Origin of the sequence: Pseudomonas sp. HPB0071 (genome assembly GCF_000478505.2) — a bacterium.
Taxonomy (GTDB): domain Bacteria; phylum Pseudomonadota; class Gammaproteobacteria; order Pseudomonadales; family Pseudomonadaceae; genus Chryseomonas; species Chryseomonas luteola.
Genome location: NZ_KI517367.1, coordinates 77,053 through 99,659, shown reverse-complemented (window position 1 = coordinate 99,659; position 22,607 = coordinate 77,053). Strand labels below are relative to the sequence as shown.

The window sequence follows — 22,607 nt, the reverse complement described above, 5'->3', positions numbered from 1 at the left end:
TCAGCCTGCCTTTCTAGGCGTCCATTTCGGTCTTTCTTCAGGTGTTTGTACGCCGCCAATAACTGCTGAGGCGCTAACGGCCGGCCAGCCATTGGCTTTGATCGTGTGCCGTATACCATTTTTCTTGAGGTTCGTAATCTGACCGGCTTTGGTTTTCGCGCCGGTTAGCTCGCACACCTCGGCGTGAGTAAGAAATAAAACGCTCATAGATGCCTCCTGCAGGGCAGGTGTATATAAAGGAAGGGGAAGGGGGTTACGCTAAGAAGTGATGGCCGATCTGGACTGATAAAGCTTCTTCCTTGGTAGAAAACATCAGCTCAGTCTTGGCATCCGCACCCCAGGTGCTATAGATGACAACCTGCCACCATTTGCCATATTTCTCATACGGCACGCCTACAAGCTCTTTTACGTAGCAATCAACTAGATTCATGGCAATAGGTCTCCGTCCCGCCTAATGGCAGGCATAAATAAAAGGAAGGTTTGATAGATACCGGTTCGCTTGCTAGTCTCAAGCCGTCTATTACGGAGGGTCTATGAGACTGCTTGCACTATTGGGAGTAATGGCTTTGGCTGGATGCGCTACTACCGAACGAATAGAAAAGCGCCCGCCGTCTATGGATGCAATCTCAGGGAAGTCTGTTGCTCAGTACATGTCCTGCATCGTACCCAAGCTGGGCAAGATCCGGCGTGAGCCTGTTGTAGATGGAACGCCAGCACGCCAGCGCATCGTGGTGCCTCAATTCACCTCACCAGCTACAGCTGCAGTGATATTCGTCAATGAGACATCCAGAGGCATCAATGTCGTCCTGCATGAGCGCTCGTCGAATAATCCGTTCCGGCCTCGTGATATCTACAACTCGGTGAAAGAGTGCCTCTGAATTACCATATCCCTCCCTGCATCTGGTAAGCCTCCCAGTAAAGCCAAGCGAAGAAGGCTAGGATCGCCCAGGCCAGTAGTTCACCCCACGTGAATGGCTGCTTTGCTTGTTGAGTCATGACTTGTCACCGTGGCGGGCGAACATGTGGAAGAGTTCTTTAACGCGCTCCCCTGACTGACGGTCCATGCTCCCGCCGTAGAACAGCAGATCAACAAGTGGCTTAGCTTGCTTAATAAGCTCCACCGCCTCAGCCAGTTCTGCCTCAAGCTCAGCCACACGCTTGTCGTGGTCGTTAGCGGAGGATAGGAGGCTTGATAAGCGATCGCACCTCCAGCCGATCATTTCACACACGTATTCTCCGCTAGACAGGCGTATTACCCGACCATCCTGAATGTACTCACTCATGATCCACCTCTGGTTTGGCTGTGCGGGCTGCGTCGATTTCTGCGTCTAGTTCTTCTCCATACAATCCGCACATGAGCGAGCCAGTCCACTGCATTACGCAGTCGATACTACCTATCGGTATTTCTGAATAGTCCCCGTTAAAATTTGAAGACTGCGCTCCGTCTCGCAGCCAGCGATACCGCTCAGCGTCAGCCTTCAGCGCGTCACGCTCGTCGCAGGCTTTGCCATGCTTTGTTTCAAGCGAACAGAACGCTGCCCACTTTTCCTCGTTCGCCTTGGTCAGTCGCTCCACTTCCTCCCGTAAGCGCTCGTTCTCTGCCTTTAGCTCGCCCTCGCGCTCCTTAGATGATTTAACCAGCGCTTTGAACTCTTCCCAGCAGGACTTTCTATCTTTCCGCAAGCGCTCGTTCTCCGCCTTCACCACTGCAATCTCCAGCCGTACAGCTCCCCACTCAGCTGTGTTTTCATCGGCCTCTTGGTTCAGCCGCTCCACTTCCTCCTTCAGCGCATCACGCTCGGCCTCGATCTCGCTATAATTTTCTCCGATGAATTTAATGTCGCTATCGAAGTTAGCCTTCAGCGCCTCTACTTGCCTATCTAGCTCGTCGCTTTCCTTAGCATACTGATTGCGCCGCTTAACCTCGTTCTCTACCGAGCGCTCAGCCACTTCCAGCGCGTTTTTCAGGCGCTCCACTTCAGCCTGTAGTGCGTCGGGTGCGGCTAGATGCTTGCGCCATATTGTTGCCGCCGCGTATAGGTCAGACTGGGATTGTGATCCGGTAGGCAGAGAGTCAGCCATACGGTCAAGACGGTCTGCGACCGTATCCTCCTCTACTTTAGACAGTGCTTGCAGCTCCACAGGCTCAGCCGATGCGGTACGGGCGGCGCGTCCAGCCGCATAAGCAACCTCCATGTTGTATTTCGTGAACTTGGGTTGCTCTCCTTGGCTGCCGTCTGCATAGGCTTCATCAAGCCACTTCCAGAACTCACTCATTTCCCGCCTCCAACTGATCAATAGCGCTTTGTACGTCTCCAGCCTTTAGCTCGGAGAGGGCGTTCTGAATGGTCTTTTCTGCTTCGCGCAGGCGTTCGCAGAGGGCTAGGATGGTGGATGGGCTTGCCAATAAGCAGAACTCTTTCTCTTCCGAAGTCAGCCCTATGCGCGGGTCATATCCGATCGCATACGCAGCCTTTGCTCGCTCAATCAATCCATCGATATCAATGTTCATGCGTAACGCTCCAAGCCAGATAGGCTATGACTGTGATAGTGAGGGTTAGGGGAGGGAGTAGAGCGGATAGGAGGGTCATGGCTGCCTTACCGGGATGCCCGCGGCATCGAGGGCATCTACTACATCCGGCGCGTAGTACATGTAGCCGGGCTGTTCTTCTGGCAACTTCACCACAAGTCCGGCGCGGGAGGACTGCCAGCCAATCCACAAGCCCTGCATGTATACGTCTAGATATTCTTCGCCTTCTTTAGCCAGGTATTCGTTACCGAGGAAGCCGAAGTGCGGGTGCTCCATCTCCAACATTGCCGCTTCAAACTCTTCACGGTCGCTCATCTCTGCCTCTCCCATACGCTGGAGTTATTGAAGTCCTTCCAAAGCACTTGCCTACACCGCATTGCTGCTATGTTCTCCAGCTCTACGCCTGCGTCTGAGGTGAGTACGATTCGATACCGAACACCGGTAGGGACAGGCAGCCACACACACGCCTCAACGGCCTGCGCTGATTCTCGTAACGTTGTCATGGGGGTGTACCTATGCGGTTAGCAGGTAACGCTGAGGTATTCCGTTCTGCTCGAATGCCTTGACCTTCTTGCGCAACTTGTCGGCATCAAGGTCCATAACGTAGGCAATTAGCTTCCAGGTGAAGCCTTCGGCGTGCATCTCGTACGCCTTCACGAGTTGATCTATGGTCATGGTCGCCTCCAACTACTGGGCGAGGTGGTTACTTCCGGCGAGCACTGTTCAGGGTGATGTCGTGCTCAGCCAAGATGCGGTATGTGTGTGATATGGCGATACCAAGGGCCTTGGCGACCTCAGTGCCGCTCAGGTCCAACATGTCGCGCTTGATGATCTCGGCTAGGCGGGCCCGCTCGGCCTTGGCTGCCTCGAAGGCCTCTAGGTTCTTGCCGCTGATGATTCCAACGAACTCGATGCCGTGGGCTACTGCCTTCTGGCCTACCCACTTTCGATCACGTCCGAGCTTCTCAGCCACCTCGACCTTTGAGGCTCCTGTAGCAGCCATCTGGCGTATGGTCTGGATCTCATCGTTCAGCTTGGCCTGCCGCTGGGCTGCCCGCTCGATACGCTGGGCCAGCCGCGTCTTCGAATCCCGCTTACGTTTGGGCTTGGGATCTCTTGGCGAACCCTCCAAGCGAAAGTCGGTGCGGACGTTATAGGGTCTGGATACTGTCGGCACGCTAATGACATCGATCTGCTTGCCTTGCTCGAGAAAGGCGTTCACCGCAGCAGAGAGGTCGGCGCGGATAGCATCACGCGCCTCGATGGATGAGCGATCGATCATCATGCTGCATCCTCCTGGTTCTTCCGCTCTTGATACTTCCTAGCTGCCGATTCCAAGCTGGATACGATGCTTCCATAGACGTCCGCCGTGATCTTGGTCATGTCCGGATAGTCCTGCTCGAATCGCTTCACCGTGTTCATGTGGCAGCCCAGAAGGATCTCATCCAGCCGTTCTACCTGGGCCTTGCTGATGTACTGGGGTGCTGGAGGCTGGCTCTTGCCACTCGCTGTGTTGGCATCGTCATCCTCTTGGGCAATACCTGCGAAAGCCGCCAAGCTATAACGCCTGTAATACGTGATCGCGCTGCCCACGCCTTGAGGGTCCTGCTTGACGCATGGGCCTAGCAGTTCGTTAGCGATCCACTGTCCGGACTCGTGCATCAAGACCGTCTCAACGCCTACCTTTCCTTCGCTGAAGAAGGGCATCTGTACGATGCTCAGGCCATGCTTACTAAGTACCGGGCGGGAGGTGTTCAGGATCTCGGCAAGATCGGCGTACCGGTTCTTAAAATGGGGATTCACGCTAGCCTTGCTGGCGTTCTCGATTTCCGCCTGGGCAGCAGCAAGCGCCTTCGCCAGTTCGGCAATGGTTTCGGACATTTTCATGATTAGTACCAATAGTTATACGAAGCACATGCCTGATGTGCAGCGACCAGTGAAGAGATCATCTGGCTGGGAGAAGTTGGCCTCACTAAGCGGGCTGCCTGTATCTGTCAGCCAGAGGTCTTCATCCTTGGTTTGGATCTGCTTTTCGAACTCGACTGCCTTAGCGAAGTCGGCAGGAGCATTAATGCGCTGCCATTCCCACTCATGATGGGGCTTATTTGGGAACATCCAGCACGAAGATCGTGGAGGATCAGGCCAGCCCATACGCTTAACCAAGGCAATGCAGTCACCTCTAGTCATGCGCCGCTCAATAAGCGGGTATTTGTTTTGCCACTTGCCTACCGGCTGGGTGACTCGCTTCATCTCGTCGATTGTGAAGCCTATCCAAACATCTGCCTGCTTCACGCCTTGTTCGACTGCCCAGCGGCGCATAACGCGCTGTTTCCACTCGTTTGAGCAGTAGGTTGGAAGCTTGCCGATCGAACCGCTCTCGGTTGTGAAAGCCGGGATTAGCACGTCATCGTTTCTCATGAGGTCTACGGTTGCGTAATCGCTTTTAGGGACAACATGTAGAACTACTCCAGCCGCTTTGAGCGCTGGCATTACCCATTTATCTAAGTAGTCCCATGTGGTGCTCAGCTCACGCTCTGTATCTATGATGATGGAGAGATCAGGTGATAGCTCTCCCTGACAAATGAGAGCGGCAATTGCGGTGGACTGTGTGCCACCGCCGCTGCTCCATATTTGTGTTCGTTCGGACATGATTTCTCCAGGCAGCCTAATCATGCATGGCTGCATAAAGGGGAAGAGGGAGAGGGGTGTTAGGCTTGGGGAGGTTCTGGCAATGGCTGCCAATGAGAAGGCGTGCAGTAGCAGTCGAAGCCGTGGTGCCTCGTCCCGTTGTCGCCCTGATACGTTGCTATTCTAATTAGTGGGTCATGGGTGTTTAGCGCATCCGGTCTATACACCAGAACGCATTGCCCTGGCTTAGGCTTCTGTAGGTGAACGCTTATCCATTCACTCATAACCACCTCATCCTTTAACGCGTCCAGCCACACCCATGCAAACAATAACGAGTGTGTAGAGAGAGATTGATGTGAAGCAGCCTTGCCATATGAGGCGGCGGCGAAGAGCTTGTTTGGTGGTCATGGCATGGTCCGCCCGACTTCAGCGGCAGCTCGTACGATGGCTCGGCGGGTTGCGGCTAAGCGATCATCATTTACAGGAACATCAATAGTCTCATCCAGATGCCCTGAAATAACCGTTATCCAGCTATCTTCAATCAGCACATCTAGCAGCAAGCATGAGGCCAGCCGCAGCGCGTCACCATCATCAGTTAACGGTGACCAGTTTGGATTGATATCAACATTCTTAAATGCTGCTTTGTCGCTCCAGAAAACAATGTCATAACCAGCCGCCTTAGCAGCCAATTCGAGCAATTCACGATCACTCATGCCGCCACCTCCAAACCATTCAACCGAACCCAATACTGATCAAACACCCGCTCGCTGATGTCGCCATGCCTAAACGCAAACACCAGTAGGCTTGCTGCTAGCTGCCTTCCTACGCTGGTGGTCGATACAACCCAGACATCAAGGATCTTGCAGGCTGATTGCTCACGCTTGGCTAGATAAGCCTGAGCCTCCATCAGGGTGCGATCAGCGCTTTCAAACGTCTTCTTGCAATCTGCCAGTGCTTTCATGAGGTCCATTACTGCGCTCCTTGCGTGCCTGCGTTGTAGGCGTATAGAGGGTCTAGGTTCTCGTGACGCCAGTTGTTCAGGGCGTCCAGGTTCTGGATGACTTCTTTGATGCGGGCCTGCTTCTGCTTGGCCCTGACTTCAGGTGGGTACTGGTGATACAGAGCCATGCGGGCTTCGTGTGCGGCTTGGTTAGCTTCGTCTTCACGCTTGCGTCTAGCGGCAGTGCCGTCCAGCTCATCGGCTTCACGATCCAGCGCAATGCTGTGCGTCCACTCGTAACTTTCGTAATCAAGCCGGTCACGCTGGTAGAACACAGATCGAAGCTGGGCAGCCTGTTTGCGAAGCTCATCAGCTCTATGCAACCGCTCGTAGAGGTCCATACTTGATACGTCCTTGCTGGGCACGCTGCTCCAGCCTTTGCGCTCGCTCGATTAACATCGCTGCTACGAAGGAATCTTGAGCAGCCGCCTGCTGCCGTATGCGTTGGGCATCGGCCAAAACTTGTTGGGTGGTCATGGGTATTTAGGGGGAGGAGGTTGTACTGGTGAAGGAGAAGCACACCAAGGCGTTACCCCTGCTTACTTCCGCTGCGCTTGCTTTTACGTTCACGTCCGCAGTTGCTCGGACACAGGGACTTATGCGGTCTTATCTCTCCCGTCGATGCGTCCCACTTGAGAACATGCTTCGCCTTCCCACTACAACCTGAAGCCATACCCCTCCGTAGAGGGGCAGGGAGACTGCTTACCGCTTAAGCGGGGCAGGTGGTGCGGTTACTCGGTTTGGTATTCAGTGCGGCATGAGTTGCACTGGTAAAGATTCAGATCTCGATCATCTGGCTTGTTAAACACGTTGCACCTGCAATCGCATCTAAAACGCTCACCAGCGATCCTTATCGTGAAGTTTTCAAGCTTGCCGTGCTTATCTAAAACAGGCTTACGCTTTTGTTCCATCTCATATCTCCATATGCAGGGAAGCCGGGTTAGGCACGACCGCTCATATCTGGCAGGTCAAGCCAGAGCAGTAAGAGAGCAGCTGTCAGGATTAGGGGGTTCATGCGGTGTCTCCATGTTCTGGGCTGAACAAGAGGGGATTGGTTATCCGTGGTTTGCGAACTCGCCGTGAAGCTTTATGCGAAGCTGTCTTGCCGCTAATACGGCATCATCAAGATTTGCGTATAGCCCGCCGTTATGGATCTTTCTGTTCTTGCAGACCTGGACGTGCCATTTCTGAACAGCCTTAAACCAATGAACATTCTTATGTCCGGAGCTATTTGTCTTCCTGAGTCCTTGGTTATGGTTGTTCTGTTGATGAGTACAAACACGTAGGTTAGTAATCCTGTTGTCCTGCTTATCGCCATTGATATGGTCGATTTCCCCATCAGGCCATTTCCCTACGGAAAGGAGCCATGCGAGCCTATGTGCTCGGTAGTGCTTACCTCTTAACGTGTATCGAAGGTAACCGTCTTTCCCCGGCCAACCCTTCGATAACTCTTTGCCTTTGTGAGCATTCCTCTTTCGGAAGAACTCCCCTGTCTCAGGCAGGTAATCAACTAGCTCCCTAGCCTGCTCGTAAGTGATTTCTACTTTCATATGAGTTTCTCTCAGATGACTTGAGTAGCTGGGCACTCGAAAATGCCCAGCCGCAAATCGTCTGTTTCAAAGAACTTGTTTCCAGTCGGTCCCACTGAACGAATCATTGTGGGGCTGGGGGATCATTTCGCTGTCCCGGCTATCCGGCGTTCGGATCGTGTGGGACTAATTTGTCCCGTACCGGGTTGTGCCCGGCGATGAGTTAAAGTTAACCATCGGTTTGTTTTACCGTCAATACCATCGGTTAATTATTTTTGCGTGAAGGCGCCTTGATATCAGTGCCTGAGATGGGCTACTGTTGTTTTATCCAGTATTTGAGATGAGGGTCACGTTATGCCGAAGGCCGCTAGCCCAGTAGTTTCAGCTCAGGAGCGACTAGCGATCAGGATCTCGAACATGATCAATACGCCGAAAGCTCAGATGCAGCGGCGCGTAGTGATACATCGCTTGGATAGCGAGCCAGACGAGGCATGGGAAGGGGTGTTGGAAATGCTTAGGGAAACGGATGGGCTAGATATGGAGCTAAACGATAATTGCGCAGTAACCTTATCTTGGCTGCCAAGATAAATAAGGTAAACCTACTCCTTGCATTTCATTAAAAACAGATTGTCAATCAATCTTGGCTGCATAAAAAAGCCCACCTAATGGCGGGCTTTGCAACACAAGATCAACCTAGGCGGCTCGCAGCCCCTTAGTAAGCTGTGCTGGTGTGCTGTATATCAATACGGATGCGCACTCAACTAATGCTGCAGATGCTTTTGATATTTCATTAGCTGCTGCTTCTTCAAATATCACAGTGCGGCGAATGCTTGGTATTGCATTTTTGACGTCGATCATTTTGCCTAGTGCTTGGTACACTGACGGCCAATAAGGCACTCCATTGACAGCACTAACCGTCTGGACAACTTGAATTTCAGGTGTCTCGACGTCGATGGCAAATGGGAACTTTAACTGATGGCCACTGGCTCCAGTAATAGTGAAGTTGCGCTTTACTTTTCCCGGAAATGATTTCTTAAGAGCATCCGAAACCACCCGATCAAAGCGAGACTCGCTTGCAACTTGCCATTGGCTGCAGGCGTAGCTGATTGAAGCGGCTGCATCGATGATTTGCGTAAGATAAAACGAAGCGTTTTCCTTATCGCAAGCTACGAACAGTTCGCCATCGTCCGAAAGATGGACGTGATTGTCTGCGGCGATGTCAGCTAATTTTCGGCCACGTGATGCGGTAGGCTGGATTCCAACAGTCATGGCGTGGAACAAAGTGTCGGCATTATCCGAGATTCGCACACGGCCTCGCCCTATGTCTTCAACATAGGCGCCGATTAGATTTCCGTCATAGGGTACGGTCACATGGCTTTCCATGTAGACCAAGTCTTCATTTACCGGAACGCATGTCAGAGCGAGTGCGTTCCCAAGCTCCGCGCAGTTCATATCAACCTCAATTGGCCATCTTGGCCTATCTCGTCAGGGAGATTAAAGACTGGTGCATCGTGAATATTGGCACGCTGTAGGAAAATCTGCCATAGCTGCTCGGCAGGTTCACGTCCCATTGGCTCAGCGTAGCCGTAAGATGCTTCTAGCACTGGTATGTGCATATGCGGGTGACCTATAGTCTCTTGGTAAAAGGGTCGCCCTATGCCTACCTTGTTCCGATGTCTAGTGAAGCCGCCCTCATCAACAGCAAAAGATCTTGAGCTTTGAACGAACAGTCCAAAGTAAAGCCGCTCGGGCGCTCCGGCAAATCTTCCGGCTTTATACTCTAGCTGGACGAACAGACCTTCAATAGTTCTCTCGCCTACCATTAAATTTACGCGACATTTGTAAGTTGACGGCCAGCGGTGAACAGTTGTCATGACCCATTCGATACGGTTCGCGCCGAACCATTTCTTTTGCATGTCAATGCCACGTATTGCCTCATCATAAGATATCAATTAGGTCGACTCCATCCTGGTTCCGCTCCCTTTTCCAGAAGCTCCATAAGATCAAACCCTCCGAGCATTCCAAACCAGAAGCACACGCGCCTGGATATACGTTTCGTCCCGCCGAATTGGTTTGTCTTTATGAAGTGGATTGTCTGAAATCATCTCAAAATGTTCAGAATCAGCGATCTCTAGGCGCTTGATGTAGAGCAGGCCTTGCCAGGAGAAGAGGTAGATACCATCCCCAGTAAACTCACGAACACTCGCATCAACAATCAAGGGGTCGCGATGCTTGATTGTCGGCTCCATTGATTGGCCCCATCCAGTGACGATCTTCAGGTGATGAGGGTCGTCATAGGTCACGCCTAGCTCGCGTAGGTGCGTCTCACTCACCTTTACGTCTCGCAGGATTTCGGCATAGTCCGAAGCTATCTGCCCGCCACCCATTGCCGCCCGGACGTCGTAATGAGCGATATGCATCTCATCGCCAACCAGGCCGGGATTAGTGATGTCGGTGGTAATTACCTCGCCGGCTACAAGCTTGGTTTCTGCTGTCTCGATTACAGCATCAGCGATACGCTGTCTGGCTTCATCCGATAGGTTCTTGCCATGCTTGGCCAGCATTTGGCTCACTAAGTCAGCCGCTGACGTAGTTTCCTGAGGTCCTGCCGGATCTTCCAGGTTAGACCTCATTGCAGCCGACATTTCCCCTATCTCTTGAGCAAGCCTTGGGCTGAAATCAGCTACGTCTACCTGCAAGGCTTTAGCCAGAATCGCAGCAAATTTCGCGTTTAGCGGATTAAGGCCTTTGAAATACAGGTTTACAGCAGGCGCAGACATGCCTGCCATTTCAGCCAATTTCTTTTGGCTGAGCTTCAAGGGGCCTTTCTTTTTAAGGAAAAGCTCATGTGCCGCTTGGCATTCGGCCAATCGGTCAGGAGGGAGCGCGCGCTTTTTGTTCATGGGTCGCGATCATAAACCAACGGTTAAAAACTGGAAGAAACCATCGGTATTGCAAAAAAGCTAACCGATGGTTAATATTCTGGTATCTACACCAGAGGCACGACCATGAAAGAAATCACTCTCGAATCCTTTGTGGCCGCGAAAGGACAGTCCGAAGCTGCAAGGCTTCTACGGGTGACCCCTCCGGCAATTCACAAAGCTATTTCTACTAAGCGGGACATCCGGGTTCTCGAGCTTCCAGACGGGAGTTTTCGAGCCGTTGAATCACGTCCATTTCCATCTCAATCAACCAAATATCAAGCCGCTTAAACGCGCTCAGGAGCAGTATCAATGAGCTACGCAAACCCAGCTGACCGCCGTGACAACAGGCACAAGGTCAGCCTCAACAGCACGTTGAACAAAATCATCACCAAGTCAGCCGCTCGCGCTCGTAAGCAGAACGCCACCTTCTTGCTTGAGCTGATTGAGTGGGCAATCGAGAACGGCGCCGTTGAAGAAATCGTCGGTAACGACCTGTTGAGAGCCGACGAGTCTAGCGTGGCCTGAAGGGCCATAAGGGGCCCAAATGCTGTGCTTTGAAGACTTGAAGCCGGAAGCAAGAGCAGAGGTTGAGCGCTTGATGACGGCGAAAGGACAGAGCCTCGATGAGGCAATAGAAGAAATAGTAACAAGCGGGATAGCAATGGGCGGCCTGACATTCGCAGGTCGTCCCAAAGCCAAGGTGACGCAGATCTTAGGGCCACCCAAGGAGGTGGGCCAAAGAAGGGACAAAAAAGATACGAATTAGCCCTTTAAAGGCGCAAGAAAAAGCCGGTGGCTAGACCGGCTCATTCATTTCAACGTTGTAGGCAGAGTTTACCATGAACTTCTTTCCTTTCCACCCTGGCGATTACATGTTGCGTACTGCCCACTTGAACGTGGTTGAAGACGCTGCATACCGTCGTCTGATCGATCTTTATTACGTTAACGAAAGCCCTATTGAAGGTAATGCCGAGAGTATCGCTCGCGTTATCCGTATGCGTGAGCATGCAATTGAAGTAGCGGCAGTTCTTGCTGAGTTCTTCGAGGCTACTGAGGAAGGGTTTCGCCATCACCACTGCGATAAGGTTATCGCTCAGTACCATGCTAAAGCTAAGCAAGCTGCTGAGAATGGTAAGCGCGGTGGTCGCCCAAAGAAGCAAGACGAATCCAAGCCGGATAGCGAACCGAAGCTAGAAGAAACCGAAACGGTTAGCGGAAATAACCCAGAAAAAACCCAGCCGGTTAATTCTGCTAACCCAGAGGAAACCGGATCGAAAGCTAACCAAGAACCATTAACCAATAACCAAGAACCAAAAGAAGAACCCCCCTTACCCCCCGAGGGGGAATGCGGCGATCAAGTCGAAGCGGCTGAGGATTTATTTTCTCGATTCTGGAAGCTGTATCCACGCAAAACCGACAAGGCCAAAGCGCAGAAGGCATGGGCAAAGCTCAACCCTGATCAACCGCTCTTCGAGGAGATCATGGCTGGTCTTGGCAGGTGCTGTGTCTGCCGCGATTGGACCAAGGACGAAGGCCAGTACATCCCGCATCCCACGACATGGCTGAATGGCCGCCGCTGGGAGGATGAGGTAAAGCCAGCCAGCAACGTCCACCACCTCCCTAACTCCCGACATACCGGATTTGCTGAGCGCGATTACACCCAAGGGCTGTATGAGCGTGAGGATGGCACCCATGGCTTCTGAGGCTTACAAAATGGACCTGAGCATCAATGAGTTCGAAAAGCGCTTCGGTGTGATTGGCAAACAGCCAGCCAAGTGTGAGCAGCATGGTGACTTCATCCAGGTGCTCCGCCGTGATCACGAACCCTCTGGTTGCCCGGTATGCGCTGAGGCTAAGCGGGAAGAGGAGCAGTACCAGCTTCGCCTAGAGGCCTTCGTTGGTCGCCACATGCCACGCGCCGGTATTCCGCGCCGTTTTGCTGGAAAGTCGTTTGATACCTACGAAAGCAAAAATGCCAAGCAGCGCCGCGCCCTAGAGATCTGCTGCAACTATGTTGATGACTTTCGCAATCATGCCAAGGCGGGCCGCTGCCTGTTGCTGCTGGGAAATGTTGGAACCGGCAAGACTCACCTTGCGTGTGCGATTGCTGACTTCCTGATTCGTCATCGCATGGTGTCTGCAATGTACCGCACGGTAGGCGACATCATGGTCACTATCCGCAGCACCTATGACGGCGGCGAAGGATCGGAGCACGACATTCTGCGTGAACTGTCTGGCTGTGGCCTTCTGGTTCTGGATGAGGTGGGGGCTACTAAGCCTACTGAGTTCGAGCACGCGACTCTCTTCAAAATCATCAATGCCCGATACGAGCGTTGCCTGCCAACCATTGTGATTAGCAACCTAGGCGCGACTGATCTATCAACGGCCCTCGGTGAGCGCTGCGTTGATCGCTTACGTGAGAACGGAGGCATTGCCGTCTCGTTTGATTGGGCATCCAAGCGGGGAGAGCGGGCATGAGCAACGTTATCGACCTTAAAGGCTGGCTCCTGAACAAGGGCTCACTCCAACAGCGATATGTCGCAACCATTGGCCCGAATGCTCACATCACGACAGATTGCTACAGCGGGCCGGTGAGCAAGGCTGATTCGGAGTCTTTCGAGAAGTTTTTCTTTGCTATCTGCGCGCTTGAGCGCGCTTCGAGTGCCGAGGTGGTATGCGGCGTTGTTGCCTTCCATTGGGAGCAAGTGCGGGAAGGCGTAGCGGACGCGACCCTTGCTATCGATATGGGCTACCTGTCTACCAATGGTCTTCCTTTGCCAAGGAGCCTCATTAACGTCACGAGTGAAGATGGGATTCTCTACCGTCAGCTGGCTTTCGTCCCAGCCTCCTATGCGGGTGGTGCAGCATGAGCAAGTTTATAGACAACTTCCCTAATGCCGCACTCATTTGCTCGGTAGCTGTACTGCTGTTCGTTGCTTTTAACCTTGGTGTCGACCGAGGTGAAAGCAGATATGCCGCGACCCATAAGTGTGAGGTCCAGCTATGAATTGGAAACAAGACGGCAAATACGTCCTGCGAGGTGAACACGGCTATCAGGTCGGCGAGTACATCGTAGACGGCAAGCCTCGCTATATAGCTTGGCACGGCATGGAGTCTCTCGGTGATCGCTGCGACACCGTGCAAGAGGCGAAGGAGCGCTGTGAGCGTCATTTGCAGATCATGGGGAGGGAGGCGGCATGAGTTGCAAGCTCTGTAAATCCGCCAAGACCTCAAGCTTTGGCATCCAGACCCCGCATGTGTACTGCCATGCCTGTGGCGGGCATGAGTACGAAGGTCAGTTGATCGACCGAAAGACATGGGACGCCTGGGTAAATGGCCTGATTGAGCGCCCTGAGCGCATCCAGCAGTTAGAGATGTTCAAGGGGGCGGCATGAGGACCTACACCCTCACTACTGACCAGCTCAGAGAGTTTGCAGAAAGCCTGTTCGATGACGGCTACCGCTGCGCCGCTACTGTGAGCGAGAAGGGCGACCCAATGGACGTGTTCCGTACCGAGGCCTACTACCACGCTCGCTGCCGTGATGTGGAGCCTCGTCTGTTCAGCGTGGGAGGTAAGCAATGAATAACGAAATAGCTGCCTACATCGGCTGGGCATTCATGGGATGCATCGCAGTGTTCGGTCTGGCTGCATTGATGACCTTAGCCATCCTTACGGTGAGGTCCTTAGGTGGAACCCTGTTTAGGGAGCTTAGGGCGTTGTATGACGTGCGGACTTTAAGAAATCACCTTCATCAACTCCGTGCCGAAGGGAAGCTAGTGAGCAAGATACCGGAGGATGGCCATGTCTGAGCGCATCTTTCGTATCAACGAGCAGGCTGGCCTACGTGCCGCCTTCCTCGCCGCCTGGAACCTCGCAGGCGGAATGATCGGCAAGGCCAAGCATGGTCTGGAGATCGTCGTTAGGCCAATGAAGGAGAAGCGCAGTGTCGCCCAGAACAGGCGCTACCACGCCTTGATTCGTGAGCTGTCCGCTATCGCATGGCTGGATGGTCGCCAGTACAGCAAGGAAGCATGGCACGAGTGGGCCAAGCAGGAATTCATTGGCTGGGAAGACCTGCCCAACGGACAGCGCCGAGGCATCAGCACGACGACGCTCAGCATTGAAGACTTTGGTAACTACATGACCCAGATCGAGCAGTGGGCAGCTTCGAATGGCTGGCCTTTGATGATGGAGCACGCAGCATGAAATGGCATTTCATAGATCAGCCAGAGCAAACCATTCAGTACTACGTCCTTCATGCAATGGAAGAGGGCTGCTGCCAGGGATGCCATGTGCGAGTAAATCTGAGACGGAAGGGAAAGGACTTCAGCATCGAGCAGATCCGTGCCGCCATGCAGCGGATGCAAAAGGCGGGAATCATCAAGCGCGAAAGAGGCCTTTGGCTGCTGACGGAGCAAGCAGCATGAAGATCGTATCCAAGAAACTGCGCGATTCAGCCCGGGACCAAGACTGCACTCTGCGGCTGGACGGGTGCCGCTTCAGCCCAGAGTTCACGGTGCTTTGCCATCTTCCAGTAGGCATGAAAGGGGTGGGCCTAAAGTCGCCTGACCTCTTTGCTGTATTCGGTTGTGACCATTGCCATGCCGTTATCGATGGCCGCGCCCACGGGCACTACACCGAAGCGGATCTTCTCCGCGCACTGGCTGAAACACAAATGATCTGGGTTCGTATGGGCCTGCTGAAGATTCAAGGAGTAGCAGCATGATTTTGTCGGCGAAAACAAAAGACCGTCTTGGCTGGGTGTTAGGTCTGATGGTTGGCATTTATTCAGCTGCTGCTTTCGGAATGTGGGATGTCCGGCCGTGGGCCTGGGAAACTGGACTGCGGGTAATAGCCGCAATCGTTTGGTTTTGCATGTCAATCGCAGCATGGACGTTCCCACGATGAGCCTGATCATAGACAACACGAACCCAAGCGCTGTGGTTGTGAAGGGTAACGGCGAGCCGAAGATCTTTGATAGCTTCATGGAAGCCTGCAAGTACGCCGATGAAGTGAGGGATAAGCGCTTCCCGAAGTGGCCTGATGACCAAACATCATTCCAATTCCTAGAGTCATTCGACGAAGCAAGAATAGATCGCATCGCTGCATCTCACGGCGATGGCGAGCACTACCAGGTCGGTGATGAGTGGCTGCGTGAGTACGGCCTGACAGGAGGTGCTGAATGAGTGAATACCTCGAACAGTGTGCAGTCGTTCGCTGGTTCAAGCTCCAGTACCCAGCCTTCAAGGGATGTCTCTTTGCCATCCCTAATGGCTCACACCTCGCAGGAACGCCTATCCAGCGCGCCAAGAAGGTTCAACGCATGAAGGCTGAGGGTTTTACGCCTGGAGTATCTGACCTCTTCCTGATGCTTCCTAGGGGCTCATACGCGGGCCTCTGGATTGAGATGAAAAAGAAGAAGTACTCACCATCCGACGTGAGCGAGGAGCAGCGCGCGTTCATAGAGCGCGCCAAGCAGCAAGGTTATCAAGCAGTAGTATGTGGCGGCTTTGAGGCTGCTCAACAGGTAATCCGTGAATACGTAGGAGCAGCAGCATGAGACAAGTCAGCACCTATTACCTTCTTTCCCAATGGGGTATTTGGCTGCGTGTGCAGACAGGCGTGCCGAATTATATCAGCCCACTGTATGCGCTCATGCGTGACAACGTGGTGGAAGAGGACCGGCCGCCTATACCTATGCTTACAGACGATGAGGCCTTATGGGTTGATCACGCTGTGTCTCGTCTCTATTCCCGAGATAAGGAAATGGGGACTGCACTATGGAACTACTACAGGTATGACGGGATGAGTTATCGCCAGCTTGGGCGGCTAATGGGTATTACTCATATGAAGGCGCAAGAGCTAGTTAGGGCGGGGGAGGCCTGGGTCGATGCTCGCCTATGTGTGCTCTTAGAGGCAGCTTAGTGATCCATTTCTCAGGTACTTGACACTGGATTACGTAAAGTTTACGATTCTTTCCATGCTGCGGTAACTGCAAAGGCAGAAACGCACACATAAGAACCCGTCCTCAGTGGCGGGTTTTTTATTGCCTGAAATAAGGCCCTAATTAGTCCCGCATGCGTGCTCCCGTACGGACAACAGCCCCATGACGGACCAATAGACAGGTGAATGGACTGGTAGATACCGGTCGCCGAGAGATTCACTAGCCGGAGTGTCGGGCCGGCCACCTGTCACCCTTTACGCCAAGCGCCTTGGCACCCGCTGATCCCCTTTACAGCGGGATTTTACAACCGGAGCAAACATGGCCGAACCCACGACCAGCTTAGGTACACCGCTGGCTGCGGGATTTTTCGGACTCAGTTTAGCCAGCATATTCCCCGGAGTGGACTTAGCCGCCGTAGTAGGCGCGTTCGGGGGAGCATTCGCTTTTATCATTTTCGCCAAGGATCTTAAGGTGCTGCAGCGCCTGGGCTACCTCTTCGTGGGGTGGATAGGCGGCTACTTCGGAGCTGTAGAGCTGCTTGCCCAGAAATGGGCACAAACCAGCGGCTTTGCAGCATTCATCGCAGGCCTTATTTGTGTAGTTGTCTGCATCTCAGTCTTGGAAGCCATACAGACTGGACGAGCGCCCAAGTGGCTCCTGTTCATTCTAAATCGCTTCCTTGGTAAGCGAGACACGCAGCCATGACATCAACCTCGGTACTGATTTTCCTAACCATCCTGTTTGCAACTATCTCGGCCATCTACTACCGCCGAGATAACCAGGCAGGGGCGATGTGCGCTGCTGCGATGACAGGGGCCATGGCGACCTACGGATACCTGACTGAGCCCATCCGCTATGCGGCTCTGGCCCAAGCCTCTGTATGCGCTGGCATCTGCATCATGATTGCCTTCAAGTATTCAAGGGGCCGGTCAAAGTACCGCCTCCTGCCTAGCCTGTGTGCGTTCGGACTGGCTTCTGCCACCGCTCAGCAATGGCTAAGCATCTCTGGCCGCATTCTCGTATATGGGGAATGGCCTGAAGTATCCATCTACAACACCATGATTCTCGCCATCATCCTGATTCTGGTCTGCCGAGCGAACGGAAACGTCGCCAAGATCGCTACATGGGATGAATGGGACGGACGCACTGAGCGGAGACGGCATTAATGGCTATCGACATGGCAAGGCTTCAGCGTCGTCTTGCCGCCAAGGAAGACAAGCGCAATAAGCCGTATCTGGACACCGAAGGGAAGCTGACCATAGGTATTGGTCGCAACCTGGACGACAAGGGCCTCAGAGACTCCGAGATTGCCTTTCTCCTGGCTAACGACATCGATGATGCAATCATGGATGCCTTGGCCGTTGTGCCTCGCTACCAATCGCTGGATGGCGTGCGGCAGGAAGTCATGATCGAGATGGCTTTCAACCTTGGCCGCTCCCGGTTAGCTGGCTTCAAGAAGATGCTCACTGCTATTGGTAATCAGCAGTTCGACCTGGCCGCTACCGAGATGCTTGATAGCAAGTGGGCCAGCCAAGTGAAGGGCCGAGCCAAAGAACTCGCCAAGGCAATGCGTACCGGCACCTGGGGCTGACATGAACCTACTCATCCCTCGCATATGGGCGTACGTAGCCGTACTGGCCCTGGGTGTTGCGATATGGGCACATGGCTGGGTATCTGGAGCTGCCCATAACCAAGAAAAGGAACTGAAACAGACCGTCAAGGATGTTCAGGTACTCGTCAAGGTAAGAGATAGGGTAGTCACTCAGTATGTGGATAGAGAAAGGATCGTTTACAAGCAGGCCGACACCATCATCAAGCAGGTGCCGGTCTATATCACCCCTGAAGCTGATGATCAGTGCCCTGTGCCTGATGGCTTTGTCCGCGTGCACGACGCAGCGGCCCGAGGAATCAGTTTGGATGCTGCCTCCGACACTCCTAATGCAACAGCCCCGCGAGCTTCAACCGCTACCAGCAGGCCCTAAAGTCAAGCTGAGCACCATAGCGACAACCGTTACCCAGAATTACGCCACCTGTAGGGCTAATGCTGAACAGCTCAGCAGCCTGCAAGAGTGGATCAATGAGCAAAACACCATCATCAATGGCCAGTGACCGAGAACGTTGTCCGGCGCGGCAACCCTAGGAGACGAGTCACATGGCCGAAATGCCCAAAATAGTCGTTCTTACGGACGACGAACTCACTGCGCTCATCGATAGCAGTGTTACGAAGGCTATAGCGCCGTTATCGGCAGCAATCGCCAAGATCAATGCAGGTACGGTAGAAGCGCCTACAAAGCCCGTAGAGACGCCTACAGCGCCAATCGAAACGCCAGCAGAGACCACAACGTTAAGCCTTGTGCCTAATGAGCAGGTCACTGGTGGTGATTGGCAAGACGGCGTATGGGCAGCAGATGACGCTGCACGTATCTCGGTAGCCAGTAATTCGGCTCTGAAGATAGGCCAGTCTGCAACGCTAGGCGATGGCACAACCCGCAAGGTCAAGAACGTCGAAGTATTTGGCGACAAGACCAGCGTAACCTTTGAGGGTAACAAGCTCGACCCAAGCAAGGTGGCTGGTAAGGCGGTGATCTTCACTGTCCCAAAGTCTGAGGAGTCACCCGCCCCGGTGACTCCAAACGTACCGGCTAATGACCCGGCTCTTGTTGCCGGAGTGAATCCGAACCTGACGCCGAAAGGTCTCTTCTGCGTCAACATCGGTCAGGCTGGTGGTGGTGAGACTGTCCTACCCGGAAAGGCAGGTACTAATTACTTCTGGGCTAGTGCAGCACAGATCACGCGTTGGGCAGGATACGGCGCCAAGAAAGCCCGTGTCGGTATTGCCTGGGAGCGTATCCAGCGAAAGCTATTTGGGCCACTGGATCCCGGCTACAGCAAAGAGTTACTAGATAACATCAAGCTACACGGCAAAATGGGGCTAAAGGTCCTGGTGGATGTCCATAACTATGTGGGCTACACCACTACCAACACTGCGGTTAATCGGCAGAAGATCGGAACGGCAGCAGTACCGCATGGTGCGCTGGCTGACGTAGACGCCAAGATCGTTGCATTGATCAAGTCAGATCCAGAGGCTTATGCGGCGTTCTACGGTATCGATCTATGTAACGAGCCTGTAGGTATTCCATCTGTAGACGTGTGGGTCAAAGAAGCCCAGCTGTGTATTGATGAGATCCGCAAGATCGATATGCAGTGCGCCATTGCTGTCGAGTCCTTTGATTGGGCGACCACGGCAAGCTTTAAGGCTAAGGGCAACGAAAAGCTATTCACCCTGAAGGACCCAGCGAACCGCATCGAAATCCATACCCATCTATACATGGATGAGAATGCTGGTGGGGGTTACGGGCACGACAACATCGACCCTCAAGTCGGCGTTAATCGGATGAAGGAGTGTATAGCCCTCTGTAAGAAGGCTGGCTTCAAGCATTGCCTTGGTGAAGTGGGCGCTCCTGGCTTTATGCCTAATGCGTTGGCAGCACTGAAGAACGCCCTGATCTATGCGCGAGACAACGGCTCCGATTGCTATGCATGGTGGGCCACCGAGACGGCTAAGGAAAACATCATGAGTCTTGAGGCTGATCGTAATAAGCCTGCTCTGGATGCATTCCGCGAAGTCTTCAAATAGGTGAAGGCCATGACACAGTGGAAGGTCATAGACGCAGACGGTCGGGCCTTCGTAGTAGAGGCTCAGACCTACGTACAGGACAGCACCAGTGCCCGCTTCTATGTGGGTGCTGAGCTGGTTAAAGAGATACCAAGGGCAGTATTCGTTGAGAGGGTGATTGAATGATCGACTGGGATAAGCATCATCGAGACGATGGCTTTTACACCTGCCAGATAACCCGGGATGCCCGCAACGTATACTTGGACGGTGTGCTTCAAGAAAACTGGCTATGCGCCTATCCCGAAAGCGGAACAGTTGGTATTGCGGCGGGTGTGGATGATAAAGGCCGAGTCATCAAAGAGAAGCGAGCCGGTAAGGTAGCCATCGAGTACGTAGGGCTAGAGGCATGGCCTGAGTGGGTACATACACCAGATGATGACCGAGGCCGACGCAGAGTTTATGTGGATGGTCAGGAGCTGATGGGCTGTCGCTATGCTGACGTCCGCCAAGGCTTTGCTATCTATGCAGGCGAAGATCCTCAAGTGGATCTAGCAACCAACTCGATTATTGAGTACTTCGCTTATGGCGAGATCGGCATTGAGTTCGTTGAGGATGAGCCAGGGCCACCCTATTCTGAGAAACAAAACCCCATGTAGAGGTGATCTATGCCTAAGTGCGGGGCATCTACCCGCGCAGGCGGGGTGTGCCAGCGCATGGCGTTAGCTGGAAAAGAACGCTGCGCCTTGCATGGCGGCAAGAGTACAGGGCCAAAGGTTCCAGCCCGACAATATGGAAACCAAAATGCCCGCAAACACGGTATTTACTCAGACACTTTATCTGCTGATGAGCAGGAGATGTGGGATGAGATCAATGTCGGCACACTCGACGATGACATCAAGATAGCCAAGCTTCAGCTACGCAGGGCTTTGATAGCACAGGCCAAGGCAGAAGAGGGTGATGGGCTAGATCTTGATGTAGAGACCGATTCAAATGGTCCGGCAGGCTCAACCAAGAGCACCCAGCGCCGCCGCCGTGGATACGAAGACATTATCAATCGCTTACTGGGTCGGATCGGTGATCTTGAGGCTAAGCGTGCTGAGCTGCTTAAAGCCAACCCGCCTCCGGAGATACCAGTAGGCAGGATCCAAATTGAGGTAGTAAGTGGACGGGAGAACGGTACGGCTACAGATGACAGAGCCGCAAGCCCGGTTCTTCCAGCTTCCTGACAAATACCCAGCGTTCATAGGCGGATTCGGTACCGGCAAGACAGAGACGCTTGCCAACTGTGCGTTACGAGATGGCCTTGAGTCGTCCAGCGCATTGATAGCGTTGTATGAGCCAACGTACGACCTTGTGCGACTCATCCTTGCCCCGCGCATGGAAGAGAAGTTGTCCAGTCTGGGCATACGGTACAAGTACAACAAGCAAGAGAACATCATCTACACCAGTTCAAGTCAGTGCGGAGACTTCATCCTCAGAACGCTTGAGAATCCAGCGCGAATCATTGGATATGAGTCATACCGCGCTCATGTGGATGAGATCGATACGCTTAAAAAGGATCAGGCACGGTTGGCATGGCAGAAGATCATCGCCCGTAACCGACAAAAGCCTGAAGGGATCGCGGACCCATTCAACCGGGTGTCAGCCTATACAACCCCTGAAGGTTTTCGGTTCGTCTATGAGACGTGGGGCCGCAATCCTAAGCCAGGGTATGCCATGGTTCAGGCTGCAACTTATACGAACCCCTTCCTTCCCGAGGACTACGTACAGAGTCTCAGGGACAGCTACCCAGCAGGGCTCATCGAAGCTTATATCGAAGGCCAATTCACGAATCTTACGGCTGGTAGCGTTTACCCGAACTTTGACCGCAAGCTGAATCATTCAGACGCGGTCTTGCAGGAGAGAGAGCCTGTGCTGATCGGGATGGACTTCAACCGACTGCACATGGCGGCGGTTATCTACGTGCTCCGGGATGGCTGGCCTGTTGCGGTGGATGAAATCACTGATGGACGTGATACACCCCAGATGGCTGATCTGTTCGTCGAGCGGTACAAGCGCAAGGGTCATGCAGTGCAGGTCTTCCCTGATGCCAGTGGCCAGAATTCCAGCAGTAAGAATGCTAGCGAGTCTGACCTTTCGATCCTTCGCAAGGCTGGCTTGAGCGTAAAGGTCAACAGCACCAACCCAGCCATCATGGACAGGGTAAACGCAGTGAATGCCTTGATCCTTAACGGCAACGGCGAGCGGCGCCTGAAAGTAAACACATACCGGTGCCCGCACCTAACAGATGGCCTGGAACAACAGGCCTATGACAAGAACGGCATGCCCGATAAATCAAGCGGCATTGACCACGTACTAGACGCTGGAGGCTACCCGCTGGCCTACCTGTTCCCGGTTGCAGGCCGGTATTCACTATCCAACGTAGCGTGAGACAA

Annotated in this window: 44 protein-coding genes; 27 read left to right on the top strand and 17 right to left on the bottom strand. The window is 53.4% G+C overall.

What is annotated here, in order from left to right; genetic code table 11:
* On the bottom strand, nucleotides 1-207 hold the full coding sequence (locus HMPREF1487_RS00535; protein ID WP_010794639.1) for a DUF4224 domain-containing protein: 207 nt from the start codon (nucleotides 205-207) through the stop codon (nucleotides 1-3).
* A 46-nt stretch (nucleotides 208-253) separates the two neighbouring features.
* Nucleotides 254-430 (bottom strand): hypothetical protein, encoded by a 177-nt coding sequence (locus tag HMPREF1487_RS27655; RefSeq protein ID WP_010794638.1) that lies wholly within the window; start codon nucleotides 428-430, stop codon nucleotides 254-256.
* A gap of 103 nt (nucleotides 431-533) precedes the next feature.
* On the opposite strand from HMPREF1487_RS27655, the gene HMPREF1487_RS00530 reads away from it, so the two are divergent.
* On the top strand, nucleotides 534-878 hold the full coding sequence (locus HMPREF1487_RS00530; protein ID WP_010794637.1) for a hypothetical protein: 345 nt from the start codon (nucleotides 534-536) through the stop codon (nucleotides 876-878).
* A 114-nt stretch (nucleotides 879-992) separates the two neighbouring features.
* Here the strand turns inward: HMPREF1487_RS00530 and HMPREF1487_RS00525 are convergent, their stop codons facing one another.
* From HMPREF1487_RS00525 to HMPREF1487_RS00465, 13 genes are all read right to left on the bottom strand, one after another.
* A complete protein-coding gene (locus tag HMPREF1487_RS00525) occupies nucleotides 993-1,283 on the bottom strand; it encodes a hypothetical protein (RefSeq protein ID WP_010794636.1) in 291 nt (96 codons plus the stop codon).
* Nucleotides 1,276-2,277, bottom strand: a complete 1,002-nt coding sequence (locus HMPREF1487_RS00520) for a hypothetical protein (RefSeq protein ID WP_010794635.1) — start codon at nucleotides 2,275-2,277, stop codon at nucleotides 1,276-1,278. Before HMPREF1487_RS00520 ends, HMPREF1487_RS00525 begins: the two co-directional genes overlap by 8 nt.
* Nucleotides 2,270-2,512, bottom strand: coding sequence for a hypothetical protein (locus HMPREF1487_RS00515; protein ID WP_010794634.1), 243 nt, complete (start codon nucleotides 2,510-2,512; stop codon nucleotides 2,270-2,272). The genes HMPREF1487_RS00520 and HMPREF1487_RS00515 overlap by 8 nt, the downstream gene beginning before the upstream one ends.
* 75 nt (nucleotides 2,513-2,587) lie before the next feature.
* Complete coding sequence (locus HMPREF1487_RS00510) at nucleotides 2,588-2,845, bottom strand: phiTE_015 family protein (RefSeq protein ID WP_010794633.1); 258 nt, start codon at nucleotides 2,843-2,845, stop codon at nucleotides 2,588-2,590.
* Between the two features lie 198 nt (nucleotides 2,846-3,043).
* Nucleotides 3,044-3,205 (bottom strand): hypothetical protein, encoded by a 162-nt coding sequence (locus tag HMPREF1487_RS27195; RefSeq protein ID WP_010794632.1) that lies wholly within the window; start codon nucleotides 3,203-3,205, stop codon nucleotides 3,044-3,046.
* A gap of 28 nt (nucleotides 3,206-3,233) precedes the next feature.
* Entirely contained in the window at nucleotides 3,234-3,815 is a 582-nt protein-coding gene (locus tag HMPREF1487_RS00505) for a hypothetical protein (RefSeq protein WP_010794631.1), read from the bottom strand.
* Complete coding sequence (locus HMPREF1487_RS26205; RefSeq protein ID WP_010794630.1) at nucleotides 3,812-4,417, bottom strand: ERF family protein; 606 nt, start codon at nucleotides 4,415-4,417, stop codon at nucleotides 3,812-3,814. Before HMPREF1487_RS26205 ends, HMPREF1487_RS00505 begins: the two co-directional genes overlap by 4 nt.
* 15 nt (nucleotides 4,418-4,432) lie before the next feature.
* The gene (locus HMPREF1487_RS00495) at nucleotides 4,433-5,179 is read right to left on the bottom strand and encodes a hypothetical protein (RefSeq protein ID WP_010794629.1); all 747 of its coding nucleotides are present in this window, start codon (nucleotides 5,177-5,179) and stop codon (nucleotides 4,433-4,435) included.
* A gap of 59 nt (nucleotides 5,180-5,238) precedes the next feature.
* On the bottom strand, nucleotides 5,239-5,442 hold the full coding sequence (locus HMPREF1487_RS28255) for a DUF551 domain-containing protein (protein WP_037029528.1): 204 nt from the start codon (nucleotides 5,440-5,442) through the stop codon (nucleotides 5,239-5,241).
* A 120-nt stretch (nucleotides 5,443-5,562) separates the two neighbouring features.
* Nucleotides 5,563-5,871 (bottom strand): hypothetical protein, encoded by a 309-nt coding sequence (locus HMPREF1487_RS00485; protein ID WP_010794628.1) that lies wholly within the window; start codon nucleotides 5,869-5,871, stop codon nucleotides 5,563-5,565.
* Entirely contained in the window at nucleotides 5,868-6,128 is a 261-nt protein-coding gene (locus tag HMPREF1487_RS00480) for a hypothetical protein (protein WP_010794627.1), read from the bottom strand. The genes HMPREF1487_RS00485 and HMPREF1487_RS00480 overlap by 4 nt, the downstream gene beginning before the upstream one ends.
* Nucleotides 6,128-6,499: a hypothetical protein gene (locus HMPREF1487_RS00475; RefSeq protein ID WP_010794626.1), complete on the bottom strand. Its 372-nt coding sequence runs from the start codon at nucleotides 6,497-6,499 to the stop codon at nucleotides 6,128-6,130. The genes HMPREF1487_RS00480 and HMPREF1487_RS00475 overlap by 1 nt, the downstream gene beginning before the upstream one ends.
* A gap of 714 nt (nucleotides 6,500-7,213) precedes the next feature.
* A complete protein-coding gene (locus tag HMPREF1487_RS00465; protein ID WP_010794624.1) occupies nucleotides 7,214-7,708 on the bottom strand; it encodes an HNH endonuclease in 495 nt (164 codons plus the stop codon).
* Nucleotides 7,709-8,041: 333 nt separating this feature from the next.
* Here HMPREF1487_RS00465 and HMPREF1487_RS00460 point away from each other — a divergent pair, with 333 nt between their 5' ends.
* The gene (locus HMPREF1487_RS00460) at nucleotides 8,042-8,275 is read left to right on the top strand and encodes a DUF1654 domain-containing protein (protein WP_010794623.1); all 234 of its coding nucleotides are present in this window, start codon (nucleotides 8,042-8,044) and stop codon (nucleotides 8,273-8,275) included.
* A gap of 105 nt (nucleotides 8,276-8,380) precedes the next feature.
* Here HMPREF1487_RS00460 and HMPREF1487_RS00455 read toward each other — a convergent pair whose 3' ends face one another.
* Complete coding sequence (locus HMPREF1487_RS00455; protein ID WP_177325215.1) at nucleotides 8,381-9,058, bottom strand: DUF1828 domain-containing protein; 678 nt, start codon at nucleotides 9,056-9,058, stop codon at nucleotides 8,381-8,383.
* 632 nt (nucleotides 9,059-9,690) lie between these two features.
* Nucleotides 9,691-10,590, bottom strand: a complete 900-nt coding sequence (locus HMPREF1487_RS00445; RefSeq protein WP_010794620.1) for a LexA family transcriptional regulator — start codon at nucleotides 10,588-10,590, stop codon at nucleotides 9,691-9,693.
* Between the two features lie 105 nt (nucleotides 10,591-10,695).
* On the opposite strand from HMPREF1487_RS00445, the gene HMPREF1487_RS26625 reads away from it, so the two are divergent.
* The 25 genes from HMPREF1487_RS26625 to HMPREF1487_RS00325 all read left to right on the top strand — a co-directional run bounded on the left by HMPREF1487_RS26625 (nucleotide 10,696) and on the right by HMPREF1487_RS00325 (nucleotide 22,602).
* Complete coding sequence (locus HMPREF1487_RS26625) at nucleotides 10,696-10,899, top strand: Cro/CI family transcriptional regulator (RefSeq protein ID WP_010794619.1); 204 nt, start codon at nucleotides 10,696-10,698, stop codon at nucleotides 10,897-10,899.
* 21 nt (nucleotides 10,900-10,920) lie between these two features.
* The gene (locus HMPREF1487_RS00440) at nucleotides 10,921-11,136 is read left to right on the top strand and encodes a hypothetical protein (protein ID WP_010794618.1); all 216 of its coding nucleotides are present in this window, start codon (nucleotides 10,921-10,923) and stop codon (nucleotides 11,134-11,136) included.
* A 19-nt stretch (nucleotides 11,137-11,155) separates the two neighbouring features.
* Entirely contained in the window at nucleotides 11,156-11,377 is a 222-nt protein-coding gene (locus tag HMPREF1487_RS00435) for a hypothetical protein (protein ID WP_010794617.1), read from the top strand.
* Between the two features lie 73 nt (nucleotides 11,378-11,450).
* On the top strand, nucleotides 11,451-12,314 hold the full coding sequence (locus HMPREF1487_RS00430) for a YdaU family protein (protein WP_010794616.1): 864 nt from the start codon (nucleotides 11,451-11,453) through the stop codon (nucleotides 12,312-12,314).
* Nucleotides 12,304-13,089, top strand: coding sequence for an ATP-binding protein (locus HMPREF1487_RS00425; protein WP_010794615.1), 786 nt, complete (start codon nucleotides 12,304-12,306; stop codon nucleotides 13,087-13,089). Before HMPREF1487_RS00430 ends, HMPREF1487_RS00425 begins: the two co-directional genes overlap by 11 nt.
* Nucleotides 13,086-13,481, top strand: a complete 396-nt coding sequence (locus HMPREF1487_RS00420; protein WP_010794614.1) for a hypothetical protein — start codon at nucleotides 13,086-13,088, stop codon at nucleotides 13,479-13,481. The genes HMPREF1487_RS00425 and HMPREF1487_RS00420 overlap by 4 nt, the downstream gene beginning before the upstream one ends.
* Nucleotides 13,482-13,614: 133 nt before the next feature.
* Nucleotides 13,615-13,812 carry a hypothetical protein gene (locus tag HMPREF1487_RS00415; RefSeq protein WP_010794612.1) on the top strand — a complete coding sequence of 66 codons (198 nt, stop codon included), beginning with the start codon at nucleotides 13,615-13,617 and terminating at the stop codon, nucleotides 13,810-13,812.
* Complete coding sequence (locus tag HMPREF1487_RS00410; protein WP_010794611.1) at nucleotides 13,809-14,006, top strand: hypothetical protein; 198 nt, start codon at nucleotides 13,809-13,811, stop codon at nucleotides 14,004-14,006. Before HMPREF1487_RS00415 ends, HMPREF1487_RS00410 begins: the two co-directional genes overlap by 4 nt.
* On the top strand, nucleotides 14,003-14,194 hold the full coding sequence (locus HMPREF1487_RS00405; protein WP_010794610.1) for a hypothetical protein: 192 nt from the start codon (nucleotides 14,003-14,005) through the stop codon (nucleotides 14,192-14,194). The genes HMPREF1487_RS00410 and HMPREF1487_RS00405 overlap by 4 nt, the downstream gene beginning before the upstream one ends.
* On the top strand, nucleotides 14,191-14,421 hold the full coding sequence (locus tag HMPREF1487_RS27650; protein WP_010794609.1) for a hypothetical protein: 231 nt from the start codon (nucleotides 14,191-14,193) through the stop codon (nucleotides 14,419-14,421). Before HMPREF1487_RS00405 ends, HMPREF1487_RS27650 begins: the two co-directional genes overlap by 4 nt.
* Entirely contained in the window at nucleotides 14,414-14,818 is a 405-nt protein-coding gene (locus tag HMPREF1487_RS00395) for a NinB/YbcN family protein (protein ID WP_010794608.1), read from the top strand. The genes HMPREF1487_RS27650 and HMPREF1487_RS00395 overlap by 8 nt, the downstream gene beginning before the upstream one ends.
* Entirely contained in the window at nucleotides 14,815-15,039 is a 225-nt protein-coding gene (locus HMPREF1487_RS00390) for a hypothetical protein (protein ID WP_010794607.1), read from the top strand. Before HMPREF1487_RS00395 ends, HMPREF1487_RS00390 begins: the two co-directional genes overlap by 4 nt.
* Nucleotides 15,036-15,338, top strand: coding sequence for a nuclease domain-containing protein (locus tag HMPREF1487_RS00385; protein WP_010794606.1), 303 nt, complete (start codon nucleotides 15,036-15,038; stop codon nucleotides 15,336-15,338). The genes HMPREF1487_RS00390 and HMPREF1487_RS00385 overlap by 4 nt, the downstream gene beginning before the upstream one ends.
* Nucleotides 15,339-15,516: 178 nt before the next feature.
* Entirely contained in the window at nucleotides 15,517-15,798 is a 282-nt protein-coding gene (locus HMPREF1487_RS00375) for a hypothetical protein (protein ID WP_010794604.1), read from the top strand.
* Nucleotides 15,795-16,172, top strand: coding sequence for a VRR-NUC domain-containing protein (locus HMPREF1487_RS00370; protein ID WP_010794603.1), 378 nt, complete (start codon nucleotides 15,795-15,797; stop codon nucleotides 16,170-16,172). Before HMPREF1487_RS00375 ends, HMPREF1487_RS00370 begins: the two co-directional genes overlap by 4 nt.
* Nucleotides 16,169-16,537, top strand: a complete 369-nt coding sequence (locus HMPREF1487_RS00365; protein ID WP_010794602.1) for an antiterminator Q family protein — start codon at nucleotides 16,169-16,171, stop codon at nucleotides 16,535-16,537. The genes HMPREF1487_RS00370 and HMPREF1487_RS00365 overlap by 4 nt, the downstream gene beginning before the upstream one ends.
* A 337-nt stretch (nucleotides 16,538-16,874) precedes the next feature.
* A complete protein-coding gene (locus HMPREF1487_RS00360; protein ID WP_010794601.1) occupies nucleotides 16,875-17,261 on the top strand; it encodes a putative holin in 387 nt (128 codons plus the stop codon).
* Nucleotides 17,258-17,722, top strand: coding sequence for a phage holin family protein (locus HMPREF1487_RS26200; protein WP_010794600.1), 465 nt, complete (start codon nucleotides 17,258-17,260; stop codon nucleotides 17,720-17,722). The genes HMPREF1487_RS00360 and HMPREF1487_RS26200 overlap by 4 nt, the downstream gene beginning before the upstream one ends.
* Nucleotides 17,722-18,147: a glycoside hydrolase family protein gene (locus tag HMPREF1487_RS00350; protein WP_010794599.1), complete on the top strand. Its 426-nt coding sequence runs from the start codon at nucleotides 17,722-17,724 to the stop codon at nucleotides 18,145-18,147. Before HMPREF1487_RS26200 ends, HMPREF1487_RS00350 begins: the two co-directional genes overlap by 1 nt.
* 1 nt (nucleotide 18,148) lies before the next feature.
* Nucleotides 18,149-18,538 carry a hypothetical protein gene (locus tag HMPREF1487_RS00345; RefSeq protein WP_010794598.1) on the top strand — a complete coding sequence of 130 codons (390 nt, stop codon included), beginning with the start codon at nucleotides 18,149-18,151 and terminating at the stop codon, nucleotides 18,536-18,538.
* A 170-nt stretch (nucleotides 18,539-18,708) separates the two neighbouring features.
* Entirely contained in the window at nucleotides 18,709-20,193 is a 1,485-nt protein-coding gene (locus HMPREF1487_RS00340; protein ID WP_010794597.1) for a cellulase family glycosylhydrolase, read from the top strand.
* Nucleotides 20,194-20,202: 9 nt separating this feature from the next.
* Nucleotides 20,203-20,358: a hypothetical protein gene (locus HMPREF1487_RS27190; RefSeq protein WP_010794596.1), complete on the top strand. Its 156-nt coding sequence runs from the start codon at nucleotides 20,203-20,205 to the stop codon at nucleotides 20,356-20,358.
* Nucleotides 20,355-20,828 (top strand): hypothetical protein, encoded by a 474-nt coding sequence (locus tag HMPREF1487_RS00335; RefSeq protein WP_010794595.1) that lies wholly within the window; start codon nucleotides 20,355-20,357, stop codon nucleotides 20,826-20,828. The genes HMPREF1487_RS27190 and HMPREF1487_RS00335 overlap by 4 nt, the downstream gene beginning before the upstream one ends.
* Nucleotides 20,829-20,837: 9 nt before the next feature.
* On the top strand, nucleotides 20,838-21,398 hold the full coding sequence (locus HMPREF1487_RS00330; RefSeq protein WP_010794594.1) for an HGGxSTG domain-containing protein: 561 nt from the start codon (nucleotides 20,838-20,840) through the stop codon (nucleotides 21,396-21,398).
* Complete coding sequence (locus HMPREF1487_RS00325; protein ID WP_010794593.1) at nucleotides 21,361-22,602, top strand: terminase large subunit domain-containing protein; 1,242 nt, start codon at nucleotides 21,361-21,363, stop codon at nucleotides 22,600-22,602. The genes HMPREF1487_RS00330 and HMPREF1487_RS00325 overlap by 38 nt, the downstream gene beginning before the upstream one ends.
* Nucleotides 22,603-22,607: the final 5 nt, after the last annotated feature.

What these genes read in the sequence shown, in the direction of transcription:
- HMPREF1487_RS27655 (WP_010794638.1), bottom strand. Translation starts at nt 430, where the DNA reads ATGAATCTAGTTGATTGCTACGTAAAAGAGCTTGTAGGCGTGCCGTAT.
- HMPREF1487_RS00330 (WP_010794594.1), top strand. Translation starts at nt 20,838, where the DNA reads ATGCCTAAGTGCGGGGCATCTACCCGCGCAGGCGGGGTGTGCCAGCGC.
- HMPREF1487_RS00515 (WP_010794634.1), bottom strand. Translation starts at nt 2,512, where the DNA reads ATGAACATTGATATCGATGGATTGATTGAGCGAGCAAAGGCTGCGTAT.
- HMPREF1487_RS00530 (WP_010794637.1), top strand. Translation starts at nt 534, where the DNA reads ATGAGACTGCTTGCACTATTGGGAGTAATGGCTTTGGCTGGATGCGCT.
- HMPREF1487_RS00430 (WP_010794616.1), top strand. Translation starts at nt 11,451, where the DNA reads ATGAACTTCTTTCCTTTCCACCCTGGCGATTACATGTTGCGTACTGCC.
- HMPREF1487_RS26200 (WP_010794600.1), top strand. Translation starts at nt 17,258, where the DNA reads ATGACATCAACCTCGGTACTGATTTTCCTAACCATCCTGTTTGCAACT.
- HMPREF1487_RS00420 (WP_010794614.1), top strand. Translation starts at nt 13,086, where the DNA reads ATGAGCAACGTTATCGACCTTAAAGGCTGGCTCCTGAACAAGGGCTCA.
- HMPREF1487_RS00520 (WP_010794635.1), bottom strand. Translation starts at nt 2,277, where the DNA reads ATGAGTGAGTTCTGGAAGTGGCTTGATGAAGCCTATGCAGACGGCAGC.
- HMPREF1487_RS00510 (WP_010794633.1), bottom strand. Translation starts at nt 2,845, where the DNA reads ATGAGCGACCGTGAAGAGTTTGAAGCGGCAATGTTGGAGATGGAGCAC.
- HMPREF1487_RS00495 (WP_010794629.1), bottom strand. Translation starts at nt 5,179, where the DNA reads ATGTCCGAACGAACACAAATATGGAGCAGCGGCGGTGGCACACAGTCC.
- HMPREF1487_RS26625 (WP_010794619.1), top strand. Translation starts at nt 10,696, where the DNA reads ATGAAAGAAATCACTCTCGAATCCTTTGTGGCCGCGAAAGGACAGTCC.
- HMPREF1487_RS27190 (WP_010794596.1), top strand. Translation starts at nt 20,203, where the DNA reads ATGACACAGTGGAAGGTCATAGACGCAGACGGTCGGGCCTTCGTAGTA.
- HMPREF1487_RS00405 (WP_010794610.1), top strand. Translation starts at nt 14,003, where the DNA reads ATGAGGACCTACACCCTCACTACTGACCAGCTCAGAGAGTTTGCAGAA.
- HMPREF1487_RS00360 (WP_010794601.1), top strand. Translation starts at nt 16,875, where the DNA reads ATGGCCGAACCCACGACCAGCTTAGGTACACCGCTGGCTGCGGGATTT.
- HMPREF1487_RS00445 (WP_010794620.1), bottom strand. Translation starts at nt 10,590, where the DNA reads ATGAACAAAAAGCGCGCGCTCCCTCCTGACCGATTGGCCGAATGCCAA.
- HMPREF1487_RS00460 (WP_010794623.1), top strand. Translation starts at nt 8,042, where the DNA reads ATGCCGAAGGCCGCTAGCCCAGTAGTTTCAGCTCAGGAGCGACTAGCG.
- HMPREF1487_RS00345 (WP_010794598.1), top strand. Translation starts at nt 18,149, where the DNA reads ATGAACCTACTCATCCCTCGCATATGGGCGTACGTAGCCGTACTGGCC.
- HMPREF1487_RS27650 (WP_010794609.1), top strand. Translation starts at nt 14,191, where the DNA reads ATGAATAACGAAATAGCTGCCTACATCGGCTGGGCATTCATGGGATGC.
- HMPREF1487_RS00535 (WP_010794639.1), bottom strand. Translation starts at nt 207, where the DNA reads ATGAGCGTTTTATTTCTTACTCACGCCGAGGTGTGCGAGCTAACCGGC.
- HMPREF1487_RS00390 (WP_010794607.1), top strand. Translation starts at nt 14,815, where the DNA reads ATGAAATGGCATTTCATAGATCAGCCAGAGCAAACCATTCAGTACTAC.
- HMPREF1487_RS00350 (WP_010794599.1), top strand. Translation starts at nt 17,722, where the DNA reads ATGGCTATCGACATGGCAAGGCTTCAGCGTCGTCTTGCCGCCAAGGAA.
- HMPREF1487_RS00425 (WP_010794615.1), top strand. Translation starts at nt 12,304, where the DNA reads ATGGCTTCTGAGGCTTACAAAATGGACCTGAGCATCAATGAGTTCGAA.
- HMPREF1487_RS26205 (WP_010794630.1), bottom strand. Translation starts at nt 4,417, where the DNA reads ATGAAAATGTCCGAAACCATTGCCGAACTGGCGAAGGCGCTTGCTGCT.
- HMPREF1487_RS28255 (WP_037029528.1), bottom strand. Translation starts at nt 5,442, where the DNA reads ATGAGTGAATGGATAAGCGTTCACCTACAGAAGCCTAAGCCAGGGCAA.
- HMPREF1487_RS00385 (WP_010794606.1), top strand. Translation starts at nt 15,036, where the DNA reads ATGAAGATCGTATCCAAGAAACTGCGCGATTCAGCCCGGGACCAAGAC.
- HMPREF1487_RS00485 (WP_010794628.1), bottom strand. Translation starts at nt 5,871, where the DNA reads ATGAGTGATCGTGAATTGCTCGAATTGGCTGCTAAGGCGGCTGGTTAT.
- HMPREF1487_RS27195 (WP_010794632.1), bottom strand. Translation starts at nt 3,205, where the DNA reads ATGACCATAGATCAACTCGTGAAGGCGTACGAGATGCACGCCGAAGGC.
- HMPREF1487_RS00365 (WP_010794602.1), top strand. Translation starts at nt 16,169, where the DNA reads ATGAGACAAGTCAGCACCTATTACCTTCTTTCCCAATGGGGTATTTGG.
- HMPREF1487_RS00410 (WP_010794611.1), top strand. Translation starts at nt 13,809, where the DNA reads ATGAGTTGCAAGCTCTGTAAATCCGCCAAGACCTCAAGCTTTGGCATC.
- HMPREF1487_RS00480 (WP_010794627.1), bottom strand. Translation starts at nt 6,128, where the DNA reads ATGGACCTCATGAAAGCACTGGCAGATTGCAAGAAGACGTTTGAAAGC.
- HMPREF1487_RS00325 (WP_010794593.1), top strand. Translation starts at nt 21,361, where the DNA reads ATGACAGAGCCGCAAGCCCGGTTCTTCCAGCTTCCTGACAAATACCCA.
- HMPREF1487_RS00370 (WP_010794603.1), top strand. Translation starts at nt 15,795, where the DNA reads ATGAGTGAATACCTCGAACAGTGTGCAGTCGTTCGCTGGTTCAAGCTC.
- HMPREF1487_RS00435 (WP_010794617.1), top strand. Translation starts at nt 11,156, where the DNA reads ATGCTGTGCTTTGAAGACTTGAAGCCGGAAGCAAGAGCAGAGGTTGAG.
- HMPREF1487_RS00335 (WP_010794595.1), top strand. Translation starts at nt 20,355, where the DNA reads ATGATCGACTGGGATAAGCATCATCGAGACGATGGCTTTTACACCTGC.
- HMPREF1487_RS00395 (WP_010794608.1), top strand. Translation starts at nt 14,414, where the DNA reads ATGTCTGAGCGCATCTTTCGTATCAACGAGCAGGCTGGCCTACGTGCC.
- HMPREF1487_RS00375 (WP_010794604.1), top strand. Translation starts at nt 15,517, where the DNA reads ATGAGCCTGATCATAGACAACACGAACCCAAGCGCTGTGGTTGTGAAG.
- HMPREF1487_RS00525 (WP_010794636.1), bottom strand. Translation starts at nt 1,283, where the DNA reads ATGAGTGAGTACATTCAGGATGGTCGGGTAATACGCCTGTCTAGCGGA.
- HMPREF1487_RS00465 (WP_010794624.1), bottom strand. Translation starts at nt 7,708, where the DNA reads ATGAAAGTAGAAATCACTTACGAGCAGGCTAGGGAGCTAGTTGATTAC.
- HMPREF1487_RS00415 (WP_010794612.1), top strand. Translation starts at nt 13,615, where the DNA reads ATGAATTGGAAACAAGACGGCAAATACGTCCTGCGAGGTGAACACGGC.
- HMPREF1487_RS00340 (WP_010794597.1), top strand. Translation starts at nt 18,709, where the DNA reads ATGGCCGAAATGCCCAAAATAGTCGTTCTTACGGACGACGAACTCACT.
- HMPREF1487_RS00505 (WP_010794631.1), bottom strand. Translation starts at nt 3,815, where the DNA reads ATGATGATCGATCGCTCATCCATCGAGGCGCGTGATGCTATCCGCGCC.
- HMPREF1487_RS00475 (WP_010794626.1), bottom strand. Translation starts at nt 6,499, where the DNA reads ATGGACCTCTACGAGCGGTTGCATAGAGCTGATGAGCTTCGCAAACAG.
- HMPREF1487_RS00440 (WP_010794618.1), top strand. Translation starts at nt 10,921, where the DNA reads ATGAGCTACGCAAACCCAGCTGACCGCCGTGACAACAGGCACAAGGTC.